Below are 16,754 nucleotides of genomic sequence, written 5' to 3' on the forward strand. Positions count from 1 at the left end.
CTCTACGCTGAAATTGGGAAATTAACCAAACACATTATTGCATCTATTGCCCGAAGGCAATATATTTTGATGGCTTTATCTGTAGCTGGCTTTTAGAGAATTGGTATAATATCTCCATGTGACATGACAGAAAATTGAAATATTCGGCAATGTCTTTGTTAGGGATATGTTGAAGAATAGTTTTACTGTTCATAAATTTAAAATCATTGGCTTTAATCTTTTCGGTGCTACTTAAATACAAATTAAAAACTACTAAAATCAAGATTCACTATGGGTTTTTGATAACCGATATTTTTATTGTCTATAAAATCTACAAAATCTTCAATAAAATTGTCATAATTATAATTTTCATAATTGCCAGGAATGTAGATGCGGTAGGAATATTCAGTACAATTTCTACCCATACCATACTCCTCATAACCCAGGTCAAGCTCTTCCCAATATATAAGTTCATGCTTTGTAAGCAATCTAATTTCTCCATCAATATCACTATATTTACAGATTCTTTTCAGTTTATCTTCATTGAAACGATAAAATGGTCTACTCAAACCATATTTTTCACAAGAATTTTCATCCCTGCTTTCAAGAAGGAAAGCATAAAATTCTCTTGTTATACGAGGTAACTTAGCCAGTTCCTTAGCCAAAAAATAAAACGCCTGTTTTATATCATCAAGTATGTAATAATCATCTTCTTCAAATCCTTCATTCCTTAATTTATTTATGTGATATTCACAATAAAATTTAAGTGGATTTTCATTGAATTTAGGTTTTGCTATTGCCTCAACATAATTTTTAATACTTGTCGTAAATTCACCTTCTTGATTTGGTATCTCTAATTCTATTTTTACCCTAACAATCTCTTGTTTTATGTAATGATAAATAGATTGCAATGTGTCTAAAGGAAGCTCAACTGATTTTTGGCAAAGTGTGTTGATATCCCAAATATTTTCCTTTTTGAAATTTAATTTATCCCAGAGGTATTTGTTTTCTGTGTAACTTTTCTGTTTGTAACCTATTATTAGTATATAAATATCATCATATTCTTGAATATTATTTTCCCAAACAGTATTGAGAGTTTCATTAATCTTAGCTGATGTTTTTTCTGATGTAATTTGAAATGCGGTCTTATTTAAAGTATCACCTAAATCTAACCCAGGCGCATTGCTTCTTTCATGATTGAGATTTTCTAAATGCAAATCACGTAATCTATTCAATATTTCTTTAAAGAAATCTTCAAGATATTTATTGAGGTCTGTTAAGCCTAATTTACATCTATTATCAACTTGATGAGCAATATTGGCTAGTTCATCTATTATTTCACCTATAAAATAACCTCTAGTAATCACTTATTTCTCCTCACTCTTATTTACAAAGTCAATAAATAAATTTACGCCTGTTTTCAATCTCAACAGATAAATTGAAGGTAGTTTTGTGAACAAGGCGGAAGTTTATACTTAGATGGTTATTATACGAAACTCTTATGAATATTCCCTGTTTCACTGACCAATATGCAACAAATTAGATTAAACTATGTAAAGTGAAAGCTTAAGAAATATTAAATTCTATTTCTGGTGTACTTATGCAGTGTATAGTTAATCGCCGCGCTCAGTTTTTAGCTAGTCATCGGTATTGGTTGCCAGAACTGAGTGAAAGTGAGAATTGGGAAAAATTTGGGCCCTTCTCTAAATTTCCTGGACAAGGCCATAACTACGTCTTATTTATCTCTATGGCAGGAGAATTAGACGAGTATGGTATGGTGTTGAACTTGTCTGATGTCAAACATGTGATTAAAAAAGAAGCCACTGGTCAATTAGATTTCGCTTATTTAAATGATTTGTGGCCAGAATTTCAAGAAACTCTTCCTACCACAGAAAATATTGCCAAGGTGATCTGGCAGCGTTTAGCACCTCATTTACCTTTGGTGCGTGTTCAGTTATTTGAACATCCCCAACTATGGGCAGATTATAGAGGAGAAGGAAAAAAAGCTACTCTAACTATCAGCACTCATTTTAGTGCAGCCCATCGCCTTGCACCTAACCTCAGTCCAGAACAGTATGGTAAGTGTACCCGTACCCATGGACACAACTATCATCTAGAGGTGACAGTAGAAGGAGAAATGGACTCACGCACTGGCATGATTGTGGATGTCAAGGCTCTAAATCAAGTTGTGGAAGATTATGTCATCTCCAAACTTGACCACTCTTGTTTAAATGAAGATATTCCTGATTTTGCTGAGGTTGTTCCTACCACAGAGAATATCGCTCGCTACATTAGTAACTTGCTAGAATTACCCATTCAAGGTTTGGGAGTGAAACTAGCCAACGTCAAGTTATATGAAAGTCATCAACTGTGGATAGATTATCCAGGCAATGGGTCGGAAACTTTCTTCAGCGTTGCGACTCATTTTAGTGCAGCCCACAGATTAGCGCATCCTCATTTGAGTTTAGAAAAAAATAAAGAGATTTATGGTAAGTGTGCTCGTGTCAATGGACATGGACACAATTATCAGTTAGAAGTGACCGTTAAAGGTGAAATTGACTCACGCACAGGGATGGCCATTGATTTATTGGGTTTAAATCAAATCATTAATGATTATGTGGTGGAACCCTTTGATCACAGTTTCTTAAATAAAGATGTTCCTTTTTTTGGGGAAGCAGTACCCACTGCTGAGAATATCGCCCTTTATATTACTAATGTGTTGCGATCGCCTATTCAAGAGCTAGGGGCAGAACTTTACAAAATTAAACTGGTTGAAAGTCCTAATAACGCTTGCGAAATCTACGCCCTCCAATCTGACTCTTCAGTTGGTGATACAGCCAAAGATCAACAGTTATTAGCGGCTGTATAAATTTAATTTCCTAATTTTGTGGGTATGTTGTGGTGATGCTCATTACAACAACCCCAAAATTTCCAGGTGAATTTAATGGGAAAATCGACCCGCAGCCAAATATCGTAAATAGCGATAAAGTAAATAACTGGATAATCCGCAGCCAATATTAACTAATATTTGACCAAGGACAATTAGTAAAATTTCTGATTGTAGGATTTGAATAGGTTGTAAAGGACTAAGTTTTATCGCTAACAAAAATAAACCCAGAATCGAATTGCCACCTAAGAGGAGAATCAAAACCACTAACCCTCTTTGCCAGTAAATATCTGGGAAGGTGTGAGCAGAAATCACTGTTAGAGGTCGTTTACCTTGTATCTTCCTCAGTAGTTGCTCTAATCGCCAAAACATCCATAACTGCAAGGGAAAAGCAGTATAACCCAGAAAATGCAGCGGGAGAGGATAACCCCAAGCGATGGAAACAATATTCACTAAAGCATGGGAAAGGACAGAATTTAGCCAAGCTTTGGCTACTAATAGTCGGTATTGACTAAAGCGCCCACCAGAAGAAACATATATACCTAAAGCATAACCCCAAGGGGCAGAGAAAATCATGTGTCCTGGTGTACTGATGATTCTGTCTATCACCCCAGCTGTTCCGTGGAATAGATAGATCCAGTTTTCTTCTGCTGTAAATCCCAGGCAAACCGTAAGACTAAACAGAAACACCGTAGTCGGACGCAACCGATATCGAGATTGCAAATAGTAGATAGGGATGGCTGCTGCTGCTAACTTACAACCTTCCTCTATTACCCCTATTTCTAATATTTGCCGGAGTATGACCACTAAAAAAGAGCGTGATATCTGTTGCCCAGAGAAAAAACCATGAACAATAGTATCAACCAGCCATTCTAGACCTACAGCGACAAAACCAGATATAGCCCCAGAAAGGAAAAATCCCAGCAACCTCAACAGGCGTGGAGCTACAGGAGTGCGGAGGTAATAAACTAGCAGCAGTAGGAGGGGTGGTATAACTGCCCACAGCAGTATGAAGAAATTAGCCACTCACCTGAGCGATGATAGTGCGGTGACGAGGACTATTACTAGCGATAAAAGGTGTTTGGAAACCTGCATCAACTAGAGTTTGCTGAATATCTAAACTGAAATATTCATCAAAATAAGGTTCTGTACTTTTGAGTAAGGTCAAAACGTATTTGGGCATTTTCTGGTAAATTTCTGACTGGGGGTTCATATCCATAATTGTCAAATGACCGCCTGGACGCAACAGTCTTCTAGCTTCTGCAAAAATTTGCCGAGTGGCTGCTTGGGGCAATTCATGACAAATCAGAAACAAGGATATTAAATCAAATGACCCATCTGGTAGACCTGTAGACTCAGCTTGGGCGTGAACCCAGTTGATTTTAGCTTGACGTTGTTGGGAGCGATAGTTAGCTACAGCCAAGAAGTAGGGTGATAGGTCTAAACCGGTGATATTGGCTTGCGGATAAATTTCTTGTAAAGCAAAAGTGCTTAAGCCCACACTACAGCCTATGTCCAGAATATCTTGAGGAGGTTTAGGGAGCTTGGCTCTGAGGATATTGTGATAACTTTGTCGCAGTTGCAAGTCACCATTGGCTTTGGCATCAGGCCAAATTCCGGCATGAACGGCTTTAGCAGCAACTTCCAACTCAAAAGCTGCTTCCCAACTCAAATCTCCTTTTTCATAGGCATGAAATGAGGTGAGGTAGTAGTCTGGGTAAGTGACTTGGGGATTTTCGACTTGTGCTAAATCAGCTGTCCAATCTCGTGCTTGTAGGGTTTGAACTTCTTTTGTCCAAGGTACACCAATTTTTTCAGCACGTTTGATCATCATTTGTCTAGCTTGATGCTTGGCCAGGTTAGCTAGAGGTTTGATGGACAAGATACCATTGATGAAGCGAGATGCTAAGTCAGGGGAGGTGTTTACAGTAGCGGTCATAAGTTAAATTGCTATCGAAAGCCTCTTTTACTTATGACACATTTGCTCGATTTGAGTCTAGCAGATGAAGGCAATGGCGAAAAATCTGCCCTACTGATTTGGTAATTGTGGTTGTTCTCTGGAATATTTAGCTACTAGAGCAGATATTTCTGGGTTGTAGAGTCGCAGATAATTCCAGTAGTTACCAAAGACTTGCCGGACATAGTTTCTCGTTTCGTCAAAGGGAATTTCTTCTACAAATTCATCTGGGTCTTGCTTGGCAATGGTTTGTAACCATTTAGCAACGTTACCAGGCCCAGCATTGTAACTAGCGATCGCTAACATGGAATTATTACCATACTGCTGATGGGTATGATCCAAGTACCATGTACCCAGCATGATGTTATCTTCGGGATTTTCCAAGTCGATTTTTTTGATATCCATATTAATTTGTGGCGCAATCCACGCAGCGGTACTAGGCATCACCTGCATTAAGCCTGTAGCACCCACTGGTGATTTAATTCTGCGCTCAAATCGGGATTCTTGACGCATCAATGCAGTGACTAGTAAGGTATTTAGTTGACGTTGACCAGACCATTTTTCAATTTCTTTCACATAGGGAAAGGGATAACGAGCTTGCCAATAACTAATTTGTTGGCTCAAAGTAATGTACTCAGCCTTTTCCTGTGGTGTTTTCCGGTCTTCTAATCTAGAAATCAAATTAATGCCAATTAAATTTTCCCCTTTGGCTAATCGCATTAATCCTTCAGTAAATTGCTCTCCGATGGTGGGTTTATCTTTATTTTGAAATTCCGTTTCCCACTCATACCAAGCATCACGGTCTTGCCCCAGTAAGTACAATTCTTTAAAGGTTTCTGACCCAGCCAAGGGAACTGCCCGTTGGGGTGGAATAATTTCTGGGTTCATCAACCGGATTGTATTAAAATCACCCACATTTAGCCCCAAAATGGTTGCTGATCGCCAGGCATAATAAGATTGGGGAAACTCACTTAATACATACTCATAGGACTTGCGGGCATCTTCTTGCTTGCCTAAATTAGTGGCCCATTTACCTACCCAAAAACCGGCTCTGGGAGCCAAAATACTCGTGGGATTGTTGGTAGTAATAGGTTGGGCCCATTGCCAAGCACCAATATAATCTTTGGCTTTAGCTTTTTTCTGGGCGGTTTGCCAACGATATTCTGCGGCTTCGTCGGAACTACTATATTTACCTAAAAGTAATTGCCAAGCTGCATTAGCTGATTTTTCATCTTTAAGAGCTTGCAAGATTTTGGCCTTTTGCACCAAAGCTTGAGGTGCTTGGTCAGGGAACTTATTAATTACTTGTTCCAGATAGGGAATGGCGGCCCGACTAGCAGACATTTCTGCCAATCTTAATAATGCTGTGCCTGTTTCCTCAGCGGTGGGAAATTGTTGTATTAATTTTTGATATGAGGCGATCGCTTGATCCCGTTCTTTATTCAGTTGGAATCCCCTGCCAATGCGGTAGAGACTCTGGGCTGTCTTGGGTGCTTTGAGATAAGCATCCTTAGCTTTCGTAAATTGATCGTTATCCCAGTAAGCCTTAGCAATTACTTGCCAGTCTTCCGGTCTCAGTTTTGGTTGTTTCACAAATTGGTCTAATATCCCCACAATTCCCGGTTGTCTGTGGGCATATTGGGCCAAAATGAATTGTAAATTGGGCTGATTGGGGTTAATTTGCAAACGGGTGCGGATAATTTCCCAGGTGAGGGGATGGGAAGGAAAACGAGCGATCGCCTGATCCTGTAGCTGTGGTTGACCAATTAAATAAGCAGCCTTCACCATGGCTGGGGTCTGTGCATGGTCTTTAAAGACTTTACGGCGCAAATCTGAAGCTTTGCCCTTTTCTCCCACTAAATCATAAGCTTGGGCTTGTTTGAGTAAAACATAAGGTGCTAAAGCTGGATATGCCTTGTCCAGTCCTGCTAGCAAACTCAGAGCCTTTTGACCTTCCGCCGTTTCTAGATAATCGCTCGCTAGCAGATAACGGGCCCGTTCCCGATCTGGTGAACTGCCTGTTTGAGCGATTTCTGTGAGTTGAGCCGCCCGTTCTGGTAAGGATTTGGATACCAAAGGAAATACAGACGACTTAGCTTTACTGGCCTCAGATAATTGCTCAGACTGATTCTGACTCAGCTTCAACAATTGGCTCAAAGACCTGCCCATTTGTGGAGCAGATACCATTGCTCCAGCTAAAAAGGCACACAATCCCACACCAGCAATCAAATAAATTTGCTTTTTCTGTAGTTTCTTCAGCATCGACACCCGCTGAAAGTTTTCGATCAATTCTTTGCAACTTTAGCATTACTCACCAAAAGTGTTATCACTTTCCAGGATTAAAAATTTAAAATTTTAAATTTAAAAACCTTAAATTATGCAGTTTTTATTGATTTTGAATGGTAAATTTACTTGCACCGGAGTGTACTAGTCTCTCAGGTTCATAGCCACAGTGGGATAGAGTCTGAGGGGGTTGGAGGGGGCTTCCACTTTTGGGTGATGTCGATAAAATTGCTGATAGTCAGAGAAAAAAACGCAAAATTTTTGATTCTTCCCCCTTAGTTGCCATCTAAGGGGGATTTTGATTTGCACTTTTACATTGATTACACAAAACATTCTTGAACCAGTCGGAATATTTCTGATGTCGTCAATCCAGTATTTTCTGGCTTTATGACTTTATCCGGATTGGCTTTCTTCTACTGGGAACAGTTTATTGGTAGATGCACCTTGATCTTCAACTCCCCTGGTTGGCTTAAACACTGACCGGGGGTTTTTTTATCAACAGAATTCAGAAAAATTCAAAATAGGATAACTTCAAAATTGAATTGATAAACAAACTGTTTTGAGAAGCTTTCACATGCCAGATATATCGCTTCATGTTGATATTCAAGGTCAAGGATTTCCCCTGTTAGGACTACATGGTCATCCTGGGTTTGGTCGTAATCTCTCGGTCTTTGCTGATCACTTATCCACACGCTTTCAAATCTTTGCCCCTGATTTGCGTGGCTATGGGCGCAGTCGCTGTCAGGGCAAATTTACTATGCAAGACCATTTAGATGACTTAGAAGCTTTACTAGACCGATTTCAAATCGAAAAATGTCTCGTTTTAGGTTGGTCACTGGGTGGCATTTTAGCCATGGAATTAGCACTGCGACTACCACAACGGATTAGTGGCTTAATTTTAATTGCCACAGCGGCTAGACCTTGGGGCAACCATCCGCCTATTACATGGCAAGATAATCTTTATACGGGTATTGCTGGGTTAATCAACTATGTCAAACCTGGTTGGCAATGGAATATTGATACATTTGCCAAGCGATCGCTCTTTCGTTACTTAATTCAACAACACACGCCTACTGCTTACAATTACATTGCTCAAACAGCAGTACCAGCTTACTTGCAAACTTCTGCTGCTGCTACTAACGCTTTATATACTGCTATCAAAGCAGGTTATAACCGCATTCCAGATATATGGCAAATAGTATGCCCCTGCTTAGTTCTCGCTGGTGCAGAAGACAGACACATTACCGCTGCTTCTAGCTTAGAAACAGCCCAAAATCTCAAATATTCTCAATGGTATTGTTACCCCCATACTGCCCATCTTTTCCCTTGGGAAATATCCCAACAGGTACTAGCAGATATCGACGCTTGGCTAGAAAATCATCCCCAAGTCAGCCAATTCTAGAGAGCATATCGCCTTCGTTCCTAGGCCCAACCCAGGAACGATGACAGCCTAGTAAATGGAGGTTAAATCTGACCGCTAAAGACAGGCTTTACTTTGCGGTCAATCCATTCCCCCAAGTCGTCAGCAATAGTTAAAGAATTGGGTTTACAACGTTTGATATTAACTATAATTCCTTGTGCTCCTTCAATTTCTAAATCTTCTATATAGCCTTTGCTAGCTAAATTTGCCTCTACAGAACTTAAAAAAGGGCCGAAGTAGTAAGTACAACGGGGATTTTGCGTCACAATTTCTACCCACCAAGCCAAGCCGAGGTCGTTGAAGGAACTTATCAACCTTTCCTTGAGATTATGCCAAATGGTTTTCATGGTTTTCGCCGATTTTATAAATGGTGACTGGTTGTCAACAATATGTTAGGTGTATTCTCTTTTTACATTTCTTTATACTCTTTTACTACTCTTTTTTCAAAGAGACTGTATGCAATTTATCAAGGTACAGTGTATTTAACGATTTTTGGCGATAAATCTCATAAAGTGCCATACCAGCGGCCACGGAGGCATTGAGGCTAGGAGTCTTGCCCTGTAAGGGAATGGAAACTAAAACATCGCAAGAACGTTGTGTCAACATACTCAGACCTTCACCTTCAGCACCAATGACTAAAACAGTAGCGCCATTGAATTTAATGGTATGTAACGGTTCACTACCTGTAGCAGCAGTACCATAAATCCAGAAACCAGCTTCCTTCAACTGTTCTAAGGCACGGCTGAGGTTAACTACTCTAGCTACAGGAAAGTTTTCTAATGCCCCAGCTGCTACTTTGACTACGGTGGAAGTGATACCTACAGCCCGACGTTGGGGAATTACCAAACCTTGAGCACCAATGGCTTCTGCTGTGCGAATTATTGCCCCCAAGTTATGGGGATCTGTGATGCCATCGGCAACAACTATAACGGGATCAGTGACAGATTTGGCTTTTTCAATTAAATCTTCTAATTCCAGGTAAGCATAGGGAGCGATTTGGGCTGCTATGCCTTGGTGATTTCCACCGTCGGTGAGATGGTCTAAACGCTTCGGTTCTACTTCATCAATGACAGTGCCGTTATCCTTAGCCTGTAAAATTAGATGGTGGAAACGGGGGTCATAGCGGAGACGGGAAGTAATCCAAATCCGGTTGAGATGACGTTGGTTTTCTAGAGCACTTAAAACTGGATGACGACCGTAAATTAAATCATTATCTTCTGTGGGTGCAGCCGCAGCAGGTGCAGGTGGTGCAGAAACACGACGATTTGGCCGTGGTCTACTAGAAATCTTATTCTCACCTTGACTTTGGTTGCGGATGGGGTGGGGAACAACGCGCTTACCCTTGATTTTTACGGGTTGCCCACGTTTGGGGTCGCCAGAACGATTGATTTTTTTGGATGGGTTAGACATATGAGTATTAGGAGAAATAGCGAAGGGGTGGGCATGATGATTAATCAATTTAATGAACCATTACAATTTATGTTCCTATCGAGAGAGTGAGCTTCACCTCTATTTCTCTAGATGGAGTTTTTGTAACAATTCGGTTAAACGTTGATAATCAGTAAGGTATAAATAGCCAACTAAAGCTTCTAGACTGGTTGCCTGTTGATAAATTTCGGGATTTAGTCGCTTAGGCCGCCCCGTAGCGGCATTGCGACCTCTACGGACAATCTCTAATTCATGGCTCCTTAAGTAAGGAGTGAGCGATCGCAAATGTAGCGCTTGTGTTTCCGCTTTTACCTGCTCCACTACCGAACGATGGTAAGCTTCTGGTCGTTGCTTTGGCCACAAGTAAAATATTCTAACATACAGTTCGTAAATCGCATCCCCCAAGTAAGCTAAGGCAGAAGGAGAGAGTTGTTTAATTTGTTCGGGGGCTAATTGGGAAATGTTGATTAACATTGCTGTCAGGTCAGATGAATCAGGAAGGGTAGTTTCATCTGCTTGATTTAATACATCTTCCTCCTTTGAGTTCACACCTTGATCATTCCTTAACGGACTACATGGGGGAGATAATCTTTACCAGCTTTACTACTTGCGGTAGTATGCCCTGCTGGACTCATGGGCATATTGAATACTAACAAAAATAACTGTACGGTCGTGGTTGGGTAATAGTTAAGTTTGATACATACCCCGTGGCAATCTGAATAATTGCGATGAGATATTAAGCCTAACCTTGGCTAGGCTGGTTAAAAAATGCAACTACATACATGTAGATAGTTACATTTTGTTCAAGGTAAAGGTCGATATGGTTATTAGTGTGATGATTGAACCGGGATAACTATTATAAAGCTTAATCGACACTAAATATAATAGCGAAAAAAGATCATAGCCAAAAAAGTAAGATTAATTTGATATTTTCAAGAATAATGGCGGCAGTGCTGACAAACACAAATTTTCCTCTCCCGCAAGGAGAGAGGATGTTCTGGTGTGATTTTGAGAAAAATTAAGCTATCCGATGTGACATCTGGATAGCCAAATTGATGATCTCTGGCCAAGCAATCAAGGTGTCTGGATGTTTTCTAAAGCTGCATCCACGGTAGTTTGCAGAGAGAGGAATTTCTCTAAGCGCACAAGCTTGACCGTTTGTGTAACACGCGCATTTGTGACAATTTGCAAGGTACCATTGGCATTTTGAGCTTGTTTTGCTAATTGCACCAGAGCACCCAAACCAGAACTATCAACAAAGTCAATTTGTGAGAGATCCAGGATTATGTGCTTTGGACCCTCGTCAATTTTTGTACCTAGTACCTTGCGAAATGTCGGCTCAGAAAATGCGTCTAATAAACCTGTGAGGCGGAATAGCTGACAGTTATCCCGGATTTCACGAGTGCCTCTCAGGCTCACGGTTAGGTTCAGTGGTTCAGCAATAATTCCCTCCTCATCTTGGTTACTAAAAGAAAGTAAACGCCATAGTATAGATGGTTTTGGCGCAAATTGTCTAGTTTGGTTGTTGGGGTCAAGGTAATTCCCCCAGCAATGACCAATTCCCTATTTTGACATTTTTCTATTTTTACTTAGCTTAGACGATCGCTGTTTGACGTGCTGCCTGCATTTGTCGAACAAATTGCTCGAACAAATAGTCTGCGTCGTGGGGGCCTGGTGAAGCCTCTGGGTGGTACTGGACAGAAAATACAGGGAGAGTTTTGTGCCGTACCCCAGCCACAGTGCGATCGTTTAAGTTTAAGTGACTCACCTCGACCACAGCTGCCGGTAAAGAATCTGGGTCTAGGGCAAAACTGTGGTTTTGGCTGGTGATTTCGACTCGCTGTTGTAAACCAGCGGGCTGATTTAAACCACGATGCCCAAATTTGAGTTTATAGGTTTGCGCGCCCAAGGCATGACCCAAAATTTGGTGTCCCATACAGATACCAAACATGGGTTTTTCCGCCGCCAGCAAGGCTTTGGTAGTGTTAATACCTTCCGTTACTGCTGCTGGGTCGCCAGGCCCGTTCGAGAGAAAAATGCCATCTGGATTGTATTTGAGAATTTCTGCTGGAGGTGTATCAGCAGGTACAACTATGACTCGACAGCCATAACTGGCTAAACGCCGCAAAATATTGCGTTTCACCCCAAAATCTAAGGCGACAACGGTGAAAGTCTCACCAATGTTGGCCACAGCTTCAGGATTAAATTCCCAGTGGCTGGTGGTTGGTTCTGACCATTCATAGGGAGTGGATGTAGTTACTTCCCTGACTAAATTTAATCCTGTCATGGAGGGAGCGGCTTGTACCTGCTCTAATAATTCTGCCTCATCTAAAATGGCGGTAGAAATGCCACCATTCATGGCTCCAAACATGCGAATTTTGCGAGTGAGGGCGCGGGTATCGATGCCGTAAATGCCGGGGATTTGGTGCTGTTTGAGGTAGTCAGGCAAGGATTGGGTGGATCGCCAGTTACTAGGACGGTGACAGATATTGCGAGCGATCGCTCCCCGGACATGGGGATGAATTGATTCCTCATCTTCTGGGTTAACGCCAGTGTTACCTAATTCTGGATAAGTAAAGACTACTATTTGACCGCAGTAACTGGGATCAGTTAAAACTTCTTGATATCCAGTCATGCCAGTGTTAAACACCACTTCCCCAATAGCGGTTCCCATGGCACCGAAAGACCAACCGCGATAAGTGGTGCCATCTGCCAAGACAAGTAAAGCGGGTATTGCGTCAGACAGGGGCATAAATAATGAAAGCAAAAGGATGAGTGACGGGCATTGGGTATTGGGTGTTGGGTATGGGGTCTTGAGCATTGGGCATTGTTGATTCTTCCTGAACTCCCTTTGCTGTCTGCTCCCTACTGCCTCAACTTCTCCATTTTCCTCCCAGCCCCCGTAATTATCCCATGACTTGAGGTTTTTCAGGAGATGGGGAGTCCAGGAGTTGGGAGATTCGACCTCTACTCAGCTTGGAGAGATCCTGCTTGAGCAAGTTGGGTCTGTGAACAAAGAATCACCTTGCTAGAAGCGCGGTGAGTGTCAAACTGTTTTTTTGTCAGGAGGGTACACTGGAAGAGAGCCAGGGCGGTTAAAATTGGATTAACTATGCTTCAGTCTTTCTTATCCCGCACAGCCCTTTTTTTTGTCTCCGGTAGTCTAGCGGTTTTCATGGTTGCCTGTAGTGAAACCAAACAGACGACAGTCACAGGTGGTAATAAGCAATCTTTGCCGATGAATAATTTGGCAGCGATTAAGCCTCCCATCACAGCCAAACTACCACCAGAAAAGTCAGAACCAGCAAAATCTTTGGCATCTTCAGCGATCGCTACCAGTCCCTTAGAACAGGCGCTGGACAAGGTTACTGGTGCTGAAAGTATTAGTCAGTCGGCTCAATCACCAGAGGATTGGCATTTGGTGGCCAGTCAGTATCGGGATGCGATCGCTCTTTTGCAGCAGGTGAAGAGGGATAGTCCCAATTTCCCCTTTGCCCAACGCAAGATTACTGAATATCGCCATAAAATTCAATCTGCCCAGCGTAAAGCTAATCCTGGGCTGTTGGCATCTTCAGCCACTCCACCGCAAAAAAGAGTGGTGATTGATGTTCCCCGGCCATTAAACACCACAGAGGATGTTCCCAAGGCGACCCCCAAACAGCCTGTAGCCACATTGCCACTGACTCCACCTGCTTTACCCGCATCTACTTTTCTCACCCCCAATAATGATGTGTTTATCGCCCCGATTAAACGCCGAGTTGGAGGCACACCCATTATTGAAGTTACTTTTAATGGCAAACAGCGATTTGAAATGATTCTCGATACGGGTGCAAGTGGTACAGTCATCACCCAAGATGTAGCTAGGGCGCTAGGTGTGGTAACTGTGGGCAAAGCCAAGGCTAATACAGTTAGTGCCAAGGCAGTGGAGTTTTCCATTGGTTATTTAGATTCCATGGAAGTGGGTGGTATGAGTGTCAACAAAATTCCTGTAGCGATCGCTGGTGCAGAATTAGAAACAGGGCTACTGGGACATGACTTTTTTGGTAACTATGATGTCACCATTAAACGCAATGTCGTCGAATTTCGCCCCCAACTCCATTCAGAACTTAATGCTGAAGAAACTGAACTAAAGCCTCCAGCTTTTTCCAGGGGCTACCGCTTTGTAAAACTTCCTTAGCGATGCTCACACCTGCACGATGATCCAACCAAGGTACTACCCCTGCTACTTGTAGTGCCAAAGACGCATTCAAGGCGACTGCTTCCTGTTGTGCTAGTGTTCCTTTTCCTTGCAGTACAGCCTTGAGGATTTCAGCATTTTCTTGAACATCTCCGCCTTTCAACGCTGTAATGGGTGCAGGAGTAACTCCCACTTCTTGGGGATTAATGGTAGTTAATTTCACTTCTCCTTGAGATAAAACAGCTAAGTCTGTAATATCTCCTAATCCTGCCTCATCTAATCTTTCTCTGCCATGGAGAATCATTGCTTGTTGAGTTCCCAGTAGGTGTAATGCTTGAGCAATGGTTTCTAATAGTTGGGGATCATATACCCCAATCACTTGGCCTGTAGGACGTAAAGGATTGACCAATGGGCCCAGTAAATTAAATACTGTTCTTACCTTCAAATTGCGGCGAATTTGCCCCACTGCCTTCATCGCTGGATGCCAACCGGGGGCAAATAAAAAAGTAATCCCTACTTCTGACAAAGCTGCTTGTACTTTCTCACCAGCTGCACCCAAATTCACACCCAATGCTTCTAAAACATCCGCGCTACCAGTCAAACTAGAGGCGGAACGATTACCATGTTTAGCCACAGGTACACCATAGGCAGCAGCTACAAAAGCCACGGCTGTAGAGATATTAAAGGTTGATGCACCATCACCACCTGTTCCACAGGTATCAATGACACGTAGGGTCGAGGCAGAATTAAACTCTCCAGTAGTTTTGGTTGAGAGGGATTGTAAAACCGTTGCCATCCCTGCTAACTCTTCAGCAGAAACGCCTTTAAAGTTGAGTGCCATTAAAATTGCCCCTGTCACCTCTGGGGGAACAGCTTCACTTAACCAACCTTGCATCAATTCTGCTGCTTGTGTACGGGATAAAGATTGGCGGTCTAATAGTTGTTGTAACAAACTAGACCAAATAGCAGGGTTAAGGGAAGTAGTCATAGTTGAGGTTGGTTGTATCTGTTGGTAATCTGGCAGTTATCCTAGCGAAAAATGACACTCTATCAAAGCTGATGCTCAAAATTAATGAATCAAGAAAACTAATATTTTCAATAGACATGACCAGAAATGAAATCAGCTGGCTGAGAGAGGCAATGATGGTGATTGGCAGCTTAGTTGGGCTATACAAATATTTTGGTCATGGATAATTTAATGATTTAATTTCCTCAAGTTATTTTTTAGACTATTGTTTTTTTCTCAAAAATTCTTGATTTTGATCTACGTCAATTTGTTTATCTTTAATCACTAAATAGTGTATTTTGATAGACAAATTGCTGATGAAGGATAATTTTTTTATGGCTCGTTCTGCACCTTATCAACCGTTGTTATTAAGAATACTCCATGGTGTAAGTGGAATTTTAGCTGTTGGTGCCTTCTTCACAGGCTTTTTAGTTTACAATACCTTTGATGGACGCTTCGGTAAACTACCAATTCCCAAATTTGATCCAATTCAAGATTTACATGGCACTTTAGCGTTATGCTTTTTACTGTTGTTCCCGGCTTTAGCTATATATAGCTTTCACGCTGGTAAAAAACGGTTGATTCAGCCAGATTCTTTTCAGCAATTAACCCAATTAGGTAGACCTATTTGGTGGGTGAGTCTACAACGTCTGGCCAATACTTTAATGCTGGTTGCTTCTATATTTGCCCTAGTGTCAGGCAGAATGATGAAGGAAGAGTGGTTACCAACTGGAGAGTTAGACCACATTTGGTATTATTTCCATTTACTAGCTTGGCTAGTGATTGGTTTTTGTTTAGCAATTCATATTCTAATGTCAGCTAAAGTTGGTGGTGCGCCTTTATTATTATCAATGTTTTCGTGGCGATTTATACCTGAAGATAGTCCTATGGTTTGGTATAGCCGATTGCAAGCGTGGTTGATTAATTGGAACCAAAATTTTCCAGAGTTAATTAGTCAATGGAAAAATAGATATTTATTCATAAAAATAGTGGAAGGTTTTGTGATTTTTGGTGTTGTAGCTGCTTTTTTGCTACCAGTCTTTTTTGCTGCTGATTAATGATTGATTCTTTTGTCTAATTTTATGGCAATAACTCAGCAATAGGAATTATGAAAATATCTGGAGATATATCCGAAAGAAAATACTTATGGCAATTAATTGTTACTTTTATAGTGATGATTATCAATATTTTTGTATTTATGAATTGACATCTCACCCAAATAAGAACTTTCGCGGAAATACAAATTATTTTTTATATCTATAGCCAGATAAATCAGCTTTGTTATTTGAGCAAAATAACTGAATATCACTATTAAAAATCAGCAAAAATATGCGATTATTATCACCTGTAACTTTAGCAGCCTTTTTGGGAATTACAACTTTTGTATTTATCCCCAAAGAATACCAAGCTACAACCACAACAAATAATTTACTGGCCCAGACAAATCCTGCTAATCCCAGACCAACACCAACTCCAACAATATCTCCAATTCCCACTCCCACACCTACATCCCACCTTCCGCCCCCTAACTGTCACAGAGGGAAATTACGGAGAGAAAACATCTAATTGAGAATAAAAACAGACATATTGAGTGTAAAAAGACATTTGAATAACAGT

Annotated in this window: 15 protein-coding genes and 1 pseudogene; 6 read left to right on the top strand and 10 right to left on the bottom strand. The window is 41.2% G+C overall.

Going from position 1 to position 16,754, the window contains the following annotated elements; genetic code table 11:
- Positions 1 to 242: 242 nt before the first annotated feature.
- Entirely contained in the window at positions 243 to 1,346 is a 1,104-nt protein-coding gene (locus H6G73_RS23445; RefSeq protein ID WP_190608849.1) for an SMEK domain-containing protein, read from the bottom strand.
- 233 nt (positions 1,347 to 1,579) lie between these two features.
- Between H6G73_RS23445 and H6G73_RS25190 the strand changes: the two are divergent.
- Together H6G73_RS25190 and H6G73_RS25195 are read left to right on the top strand one after the other, a co-directional pair.
- Positions 1,580 to 2,353, top strand: a pseudogene (locus H6G73_RS25190) (6-pyruvoyl trahydropterin synthase family protein); the annotation flags it as partial.
- Positions 2,354 to 2,848 (top strand): 6-carboxytetrahydropterin synthase, encoded by a 495-nt coding sequence (locus H6G73_RS25195; RefSeq protein WP_449314289.1) that lies wholly within the window; start codon positions 2,354 to 2,356, stop codon positions 2,846 to 2,848.
- Between the two features lie 72 nt (positions 2,849 to 2,920).
- Here the strand turns inward: H6G73_RS25195 and H6G73_RS23455 are convergent, their stop codons facing one another.
- The 3 genes from H6G73_RS23455 to H6G73_RS23465 all read right to left on the bottom strand — a co-directional run bounded on the left by H6G73_RS23455 (position 2,921) and on the right by H6G73_RS23465 (position 7,085).
- The gene (locus tag H6G73_RS23455) at positions 2,921 to 3,892 is read right to left on the bottom strand and encodes a PrsW family glutamic-type intramembrane protease (RefSeq protein ID WP_190608853.1); all 972 of its coding nucleotides are present in this window, start codon (positions 3,890 to 3,892) and stop codon (positions 2,921 to 2,923) included.
- Positions 3,885 to 4,805: a class I SAM-dependent methyltransferase gene (locus H6G73_RS23460; RefSeq protein WP_190608854.1), complete on the bottom strand. Its 921-nt coding sequence runs from the start codon at positions 4,803 to 4,805 to the stop codon at positions 3,885 to 3,887. Before H6G73_RS23460 ends, H6G73_RS23455 begins: the two co-directional genes overlap by 8 nt.
- A 90-nt stretch (positions 4,806 to 4,895) precedes the next feature.
- The gene (locus tag H6G73_RS23465; protein ID WP_190608856.1) at positions 4,896 to 7,085 is read right to left on the bottom strand and encodes a transglycosylase SLT domain-containing protein; all 2,190 of its coding nucleotides are present in this window, start codon (positions 7,083 to 7,085) and stop codon (positions 4,896 to 4,898) included.
- 595 nt (positions 7,086 to 7,680) lie between these two features.
- Between H6G73_RS23465 and H6G73_RS23470 the strand changes: the two genes are divergently transcribed.
- Entirely contained in the window at positions 7,681 to 8,508 is an 828-nt protein-coding gene (locus tag H6G73_RS23470; protein ID WP_190608857.1) for an alpha/beta fold hydrolase, read from the top strand.
- 62 nt (positions 8,509 to 8,570) lie between these two features.
- Here H6G73_RS23470 and H6G73_RS23475 read toward each other — a convergent pair whose 3' ends face one another.
- The 5 genes from H6G73_RS23475 to carA all read right to left on the bottom strand — a co-directional run bounded on the left by H6G73_RS23475 (position 8,571) and on the right by carA (position 12,706).
- Positions 8,571 to 8,873, bottom strand: a complete 303-nt coding sequence (locus H6G73_RS23475) for a DUF1816 domain-containing protein (protein WP_190608859.1) — start codon at positions 8,871 to 8,873, stop codon at positions 8,571 to 8,573.
- 85 nt (positions 8,874 to 8,958) lie between these two features.
- Positions 8,959 to 9,936 (bottom strand): 23S rRNA (guanosine(2251)-2'-O)-methyltransferase RlmB, encoded by a 978-nt coding sequence (gene rlmB, locus H6G73_RS23480; protein ID WP_190608860.1) that lies wholly within the window; start codon positions 9,934 to 9,936, stop codon positions 8,959 to 8,961.
- A 99-nt stretch (positions 9,937 to 10,035) separates the two neighbouring features.
- Positions 10,036 to 10,503 carry a Mini-ribonuclease 3 gene (locus H6G73_RS23485; protein ID WP_190608862.1) on the bottom strand — a complete coding sequence of 156 codons (468 nt, stop codon included), beginning with the start codon at positions 10,501 to 10,503 and terminating at the stop codon, positions 10,036 to 10,038.
- Positions 10,504 to 11,028: 525 nt separating this feature from the next.
- Positions 11,029 to 11,400: an STAS domain-containing protein gene (locus tag H6G73_RS23490; protein ID WP_190608874.1), complete on the bottom strand. Its 372-nt coding sequence runs from the start codon at positions 11,398 to 11,400 to the stop codon at positions 11,029 to 11,031.
- 148 nt (positions 11,401 to 11,548) lie between these two features.
- Entirely contained in the window at positions 11,549 to 12,706 is a 1,158-nt protein-coding gene (carA, locus tag H6G73_RS23495) for a glutamine-hydrolyzing carbamoyl-phosphate synthase small subunit (protein ID WP_190608864.1), read from the bottom strand.
- Positions 12,707 to 13,066: 360 nt separating this feature from the next.
- Here carA and H6G73_RS23500 point away from each other — a divergent pair, with 360 nt between their 5' ends.
- On the top strand, positions 13,067 to 14,131 hold the full coding sequence (locus H6G73_RS23500) for a retropepsin-like aspartic protease family protein (protein WP_190608866.1): 1,065 nt from the start codon (positions 13,067 to 13,069) through the stop codon (positions 14,129 to 14,131).
- Here the strand turns inward: H6G73_RS23500 and trpD are convergent.
- The gene (gene trpD, locus H6G73_RS23505) at positions 14,061 to 15,119 is read right to left on the bottom strand and encodes an anthranilate phosphoribosyltransferase (protein ID WP_190608868.1); all 1,059 of its coding nucleotides are present in this window, start codon (positions 15,117 to 15,119) and stop codon (positions 14,061 to 14,063) included. The two genes, H6G73_RS23500 and trpD, sit on opposite strands and share 71 nt — an antisense overlap.
- A 353-nt stretch (positions 15,120 to 15,472) precedes the next feature.
- Between trpD and H6G73_RS23510 the strand changes: the two genes are divergently transcribed.
- Both H6G73_RS23510 and H6G73_RS23515 read left to right on the top strand, forming a co-directional pair.
- Positions 15,473 to 16,195: a cytochrome b/b6 domain-containing protein gene (locus H6G73_RS23510; protein ID WP_190608870.1), complete on the top strand. Its 723-nt coding sequence runs from the start codon at positions 15,473 to 15,475 to the stop codon at positions 16,193 to 16,195.
- A gap of 271 nt (positions 16,196 to 16,466) precedes the next feature.
- A complete protein-coding gene (locus tag H6G73_RS23515) occupies positions 16,467 to 16,703 on the top strand; it encodes a hypothetical protein (RefSeq protein ID WP_190608872.1) in 237 nt (78 codons plus the stop codon).
- Positions 16,704 to 16,754 lie beyond the last annotated feature (51 nt).

Source organism: Richelia sinica FACHB-800 (assembly GCF_014698825.1).
GTDB lineage: Bacteria > Cyanobacteriota > Cyanobacteriia > Cyanobacteriales > Nostocaceae > FACHB-800.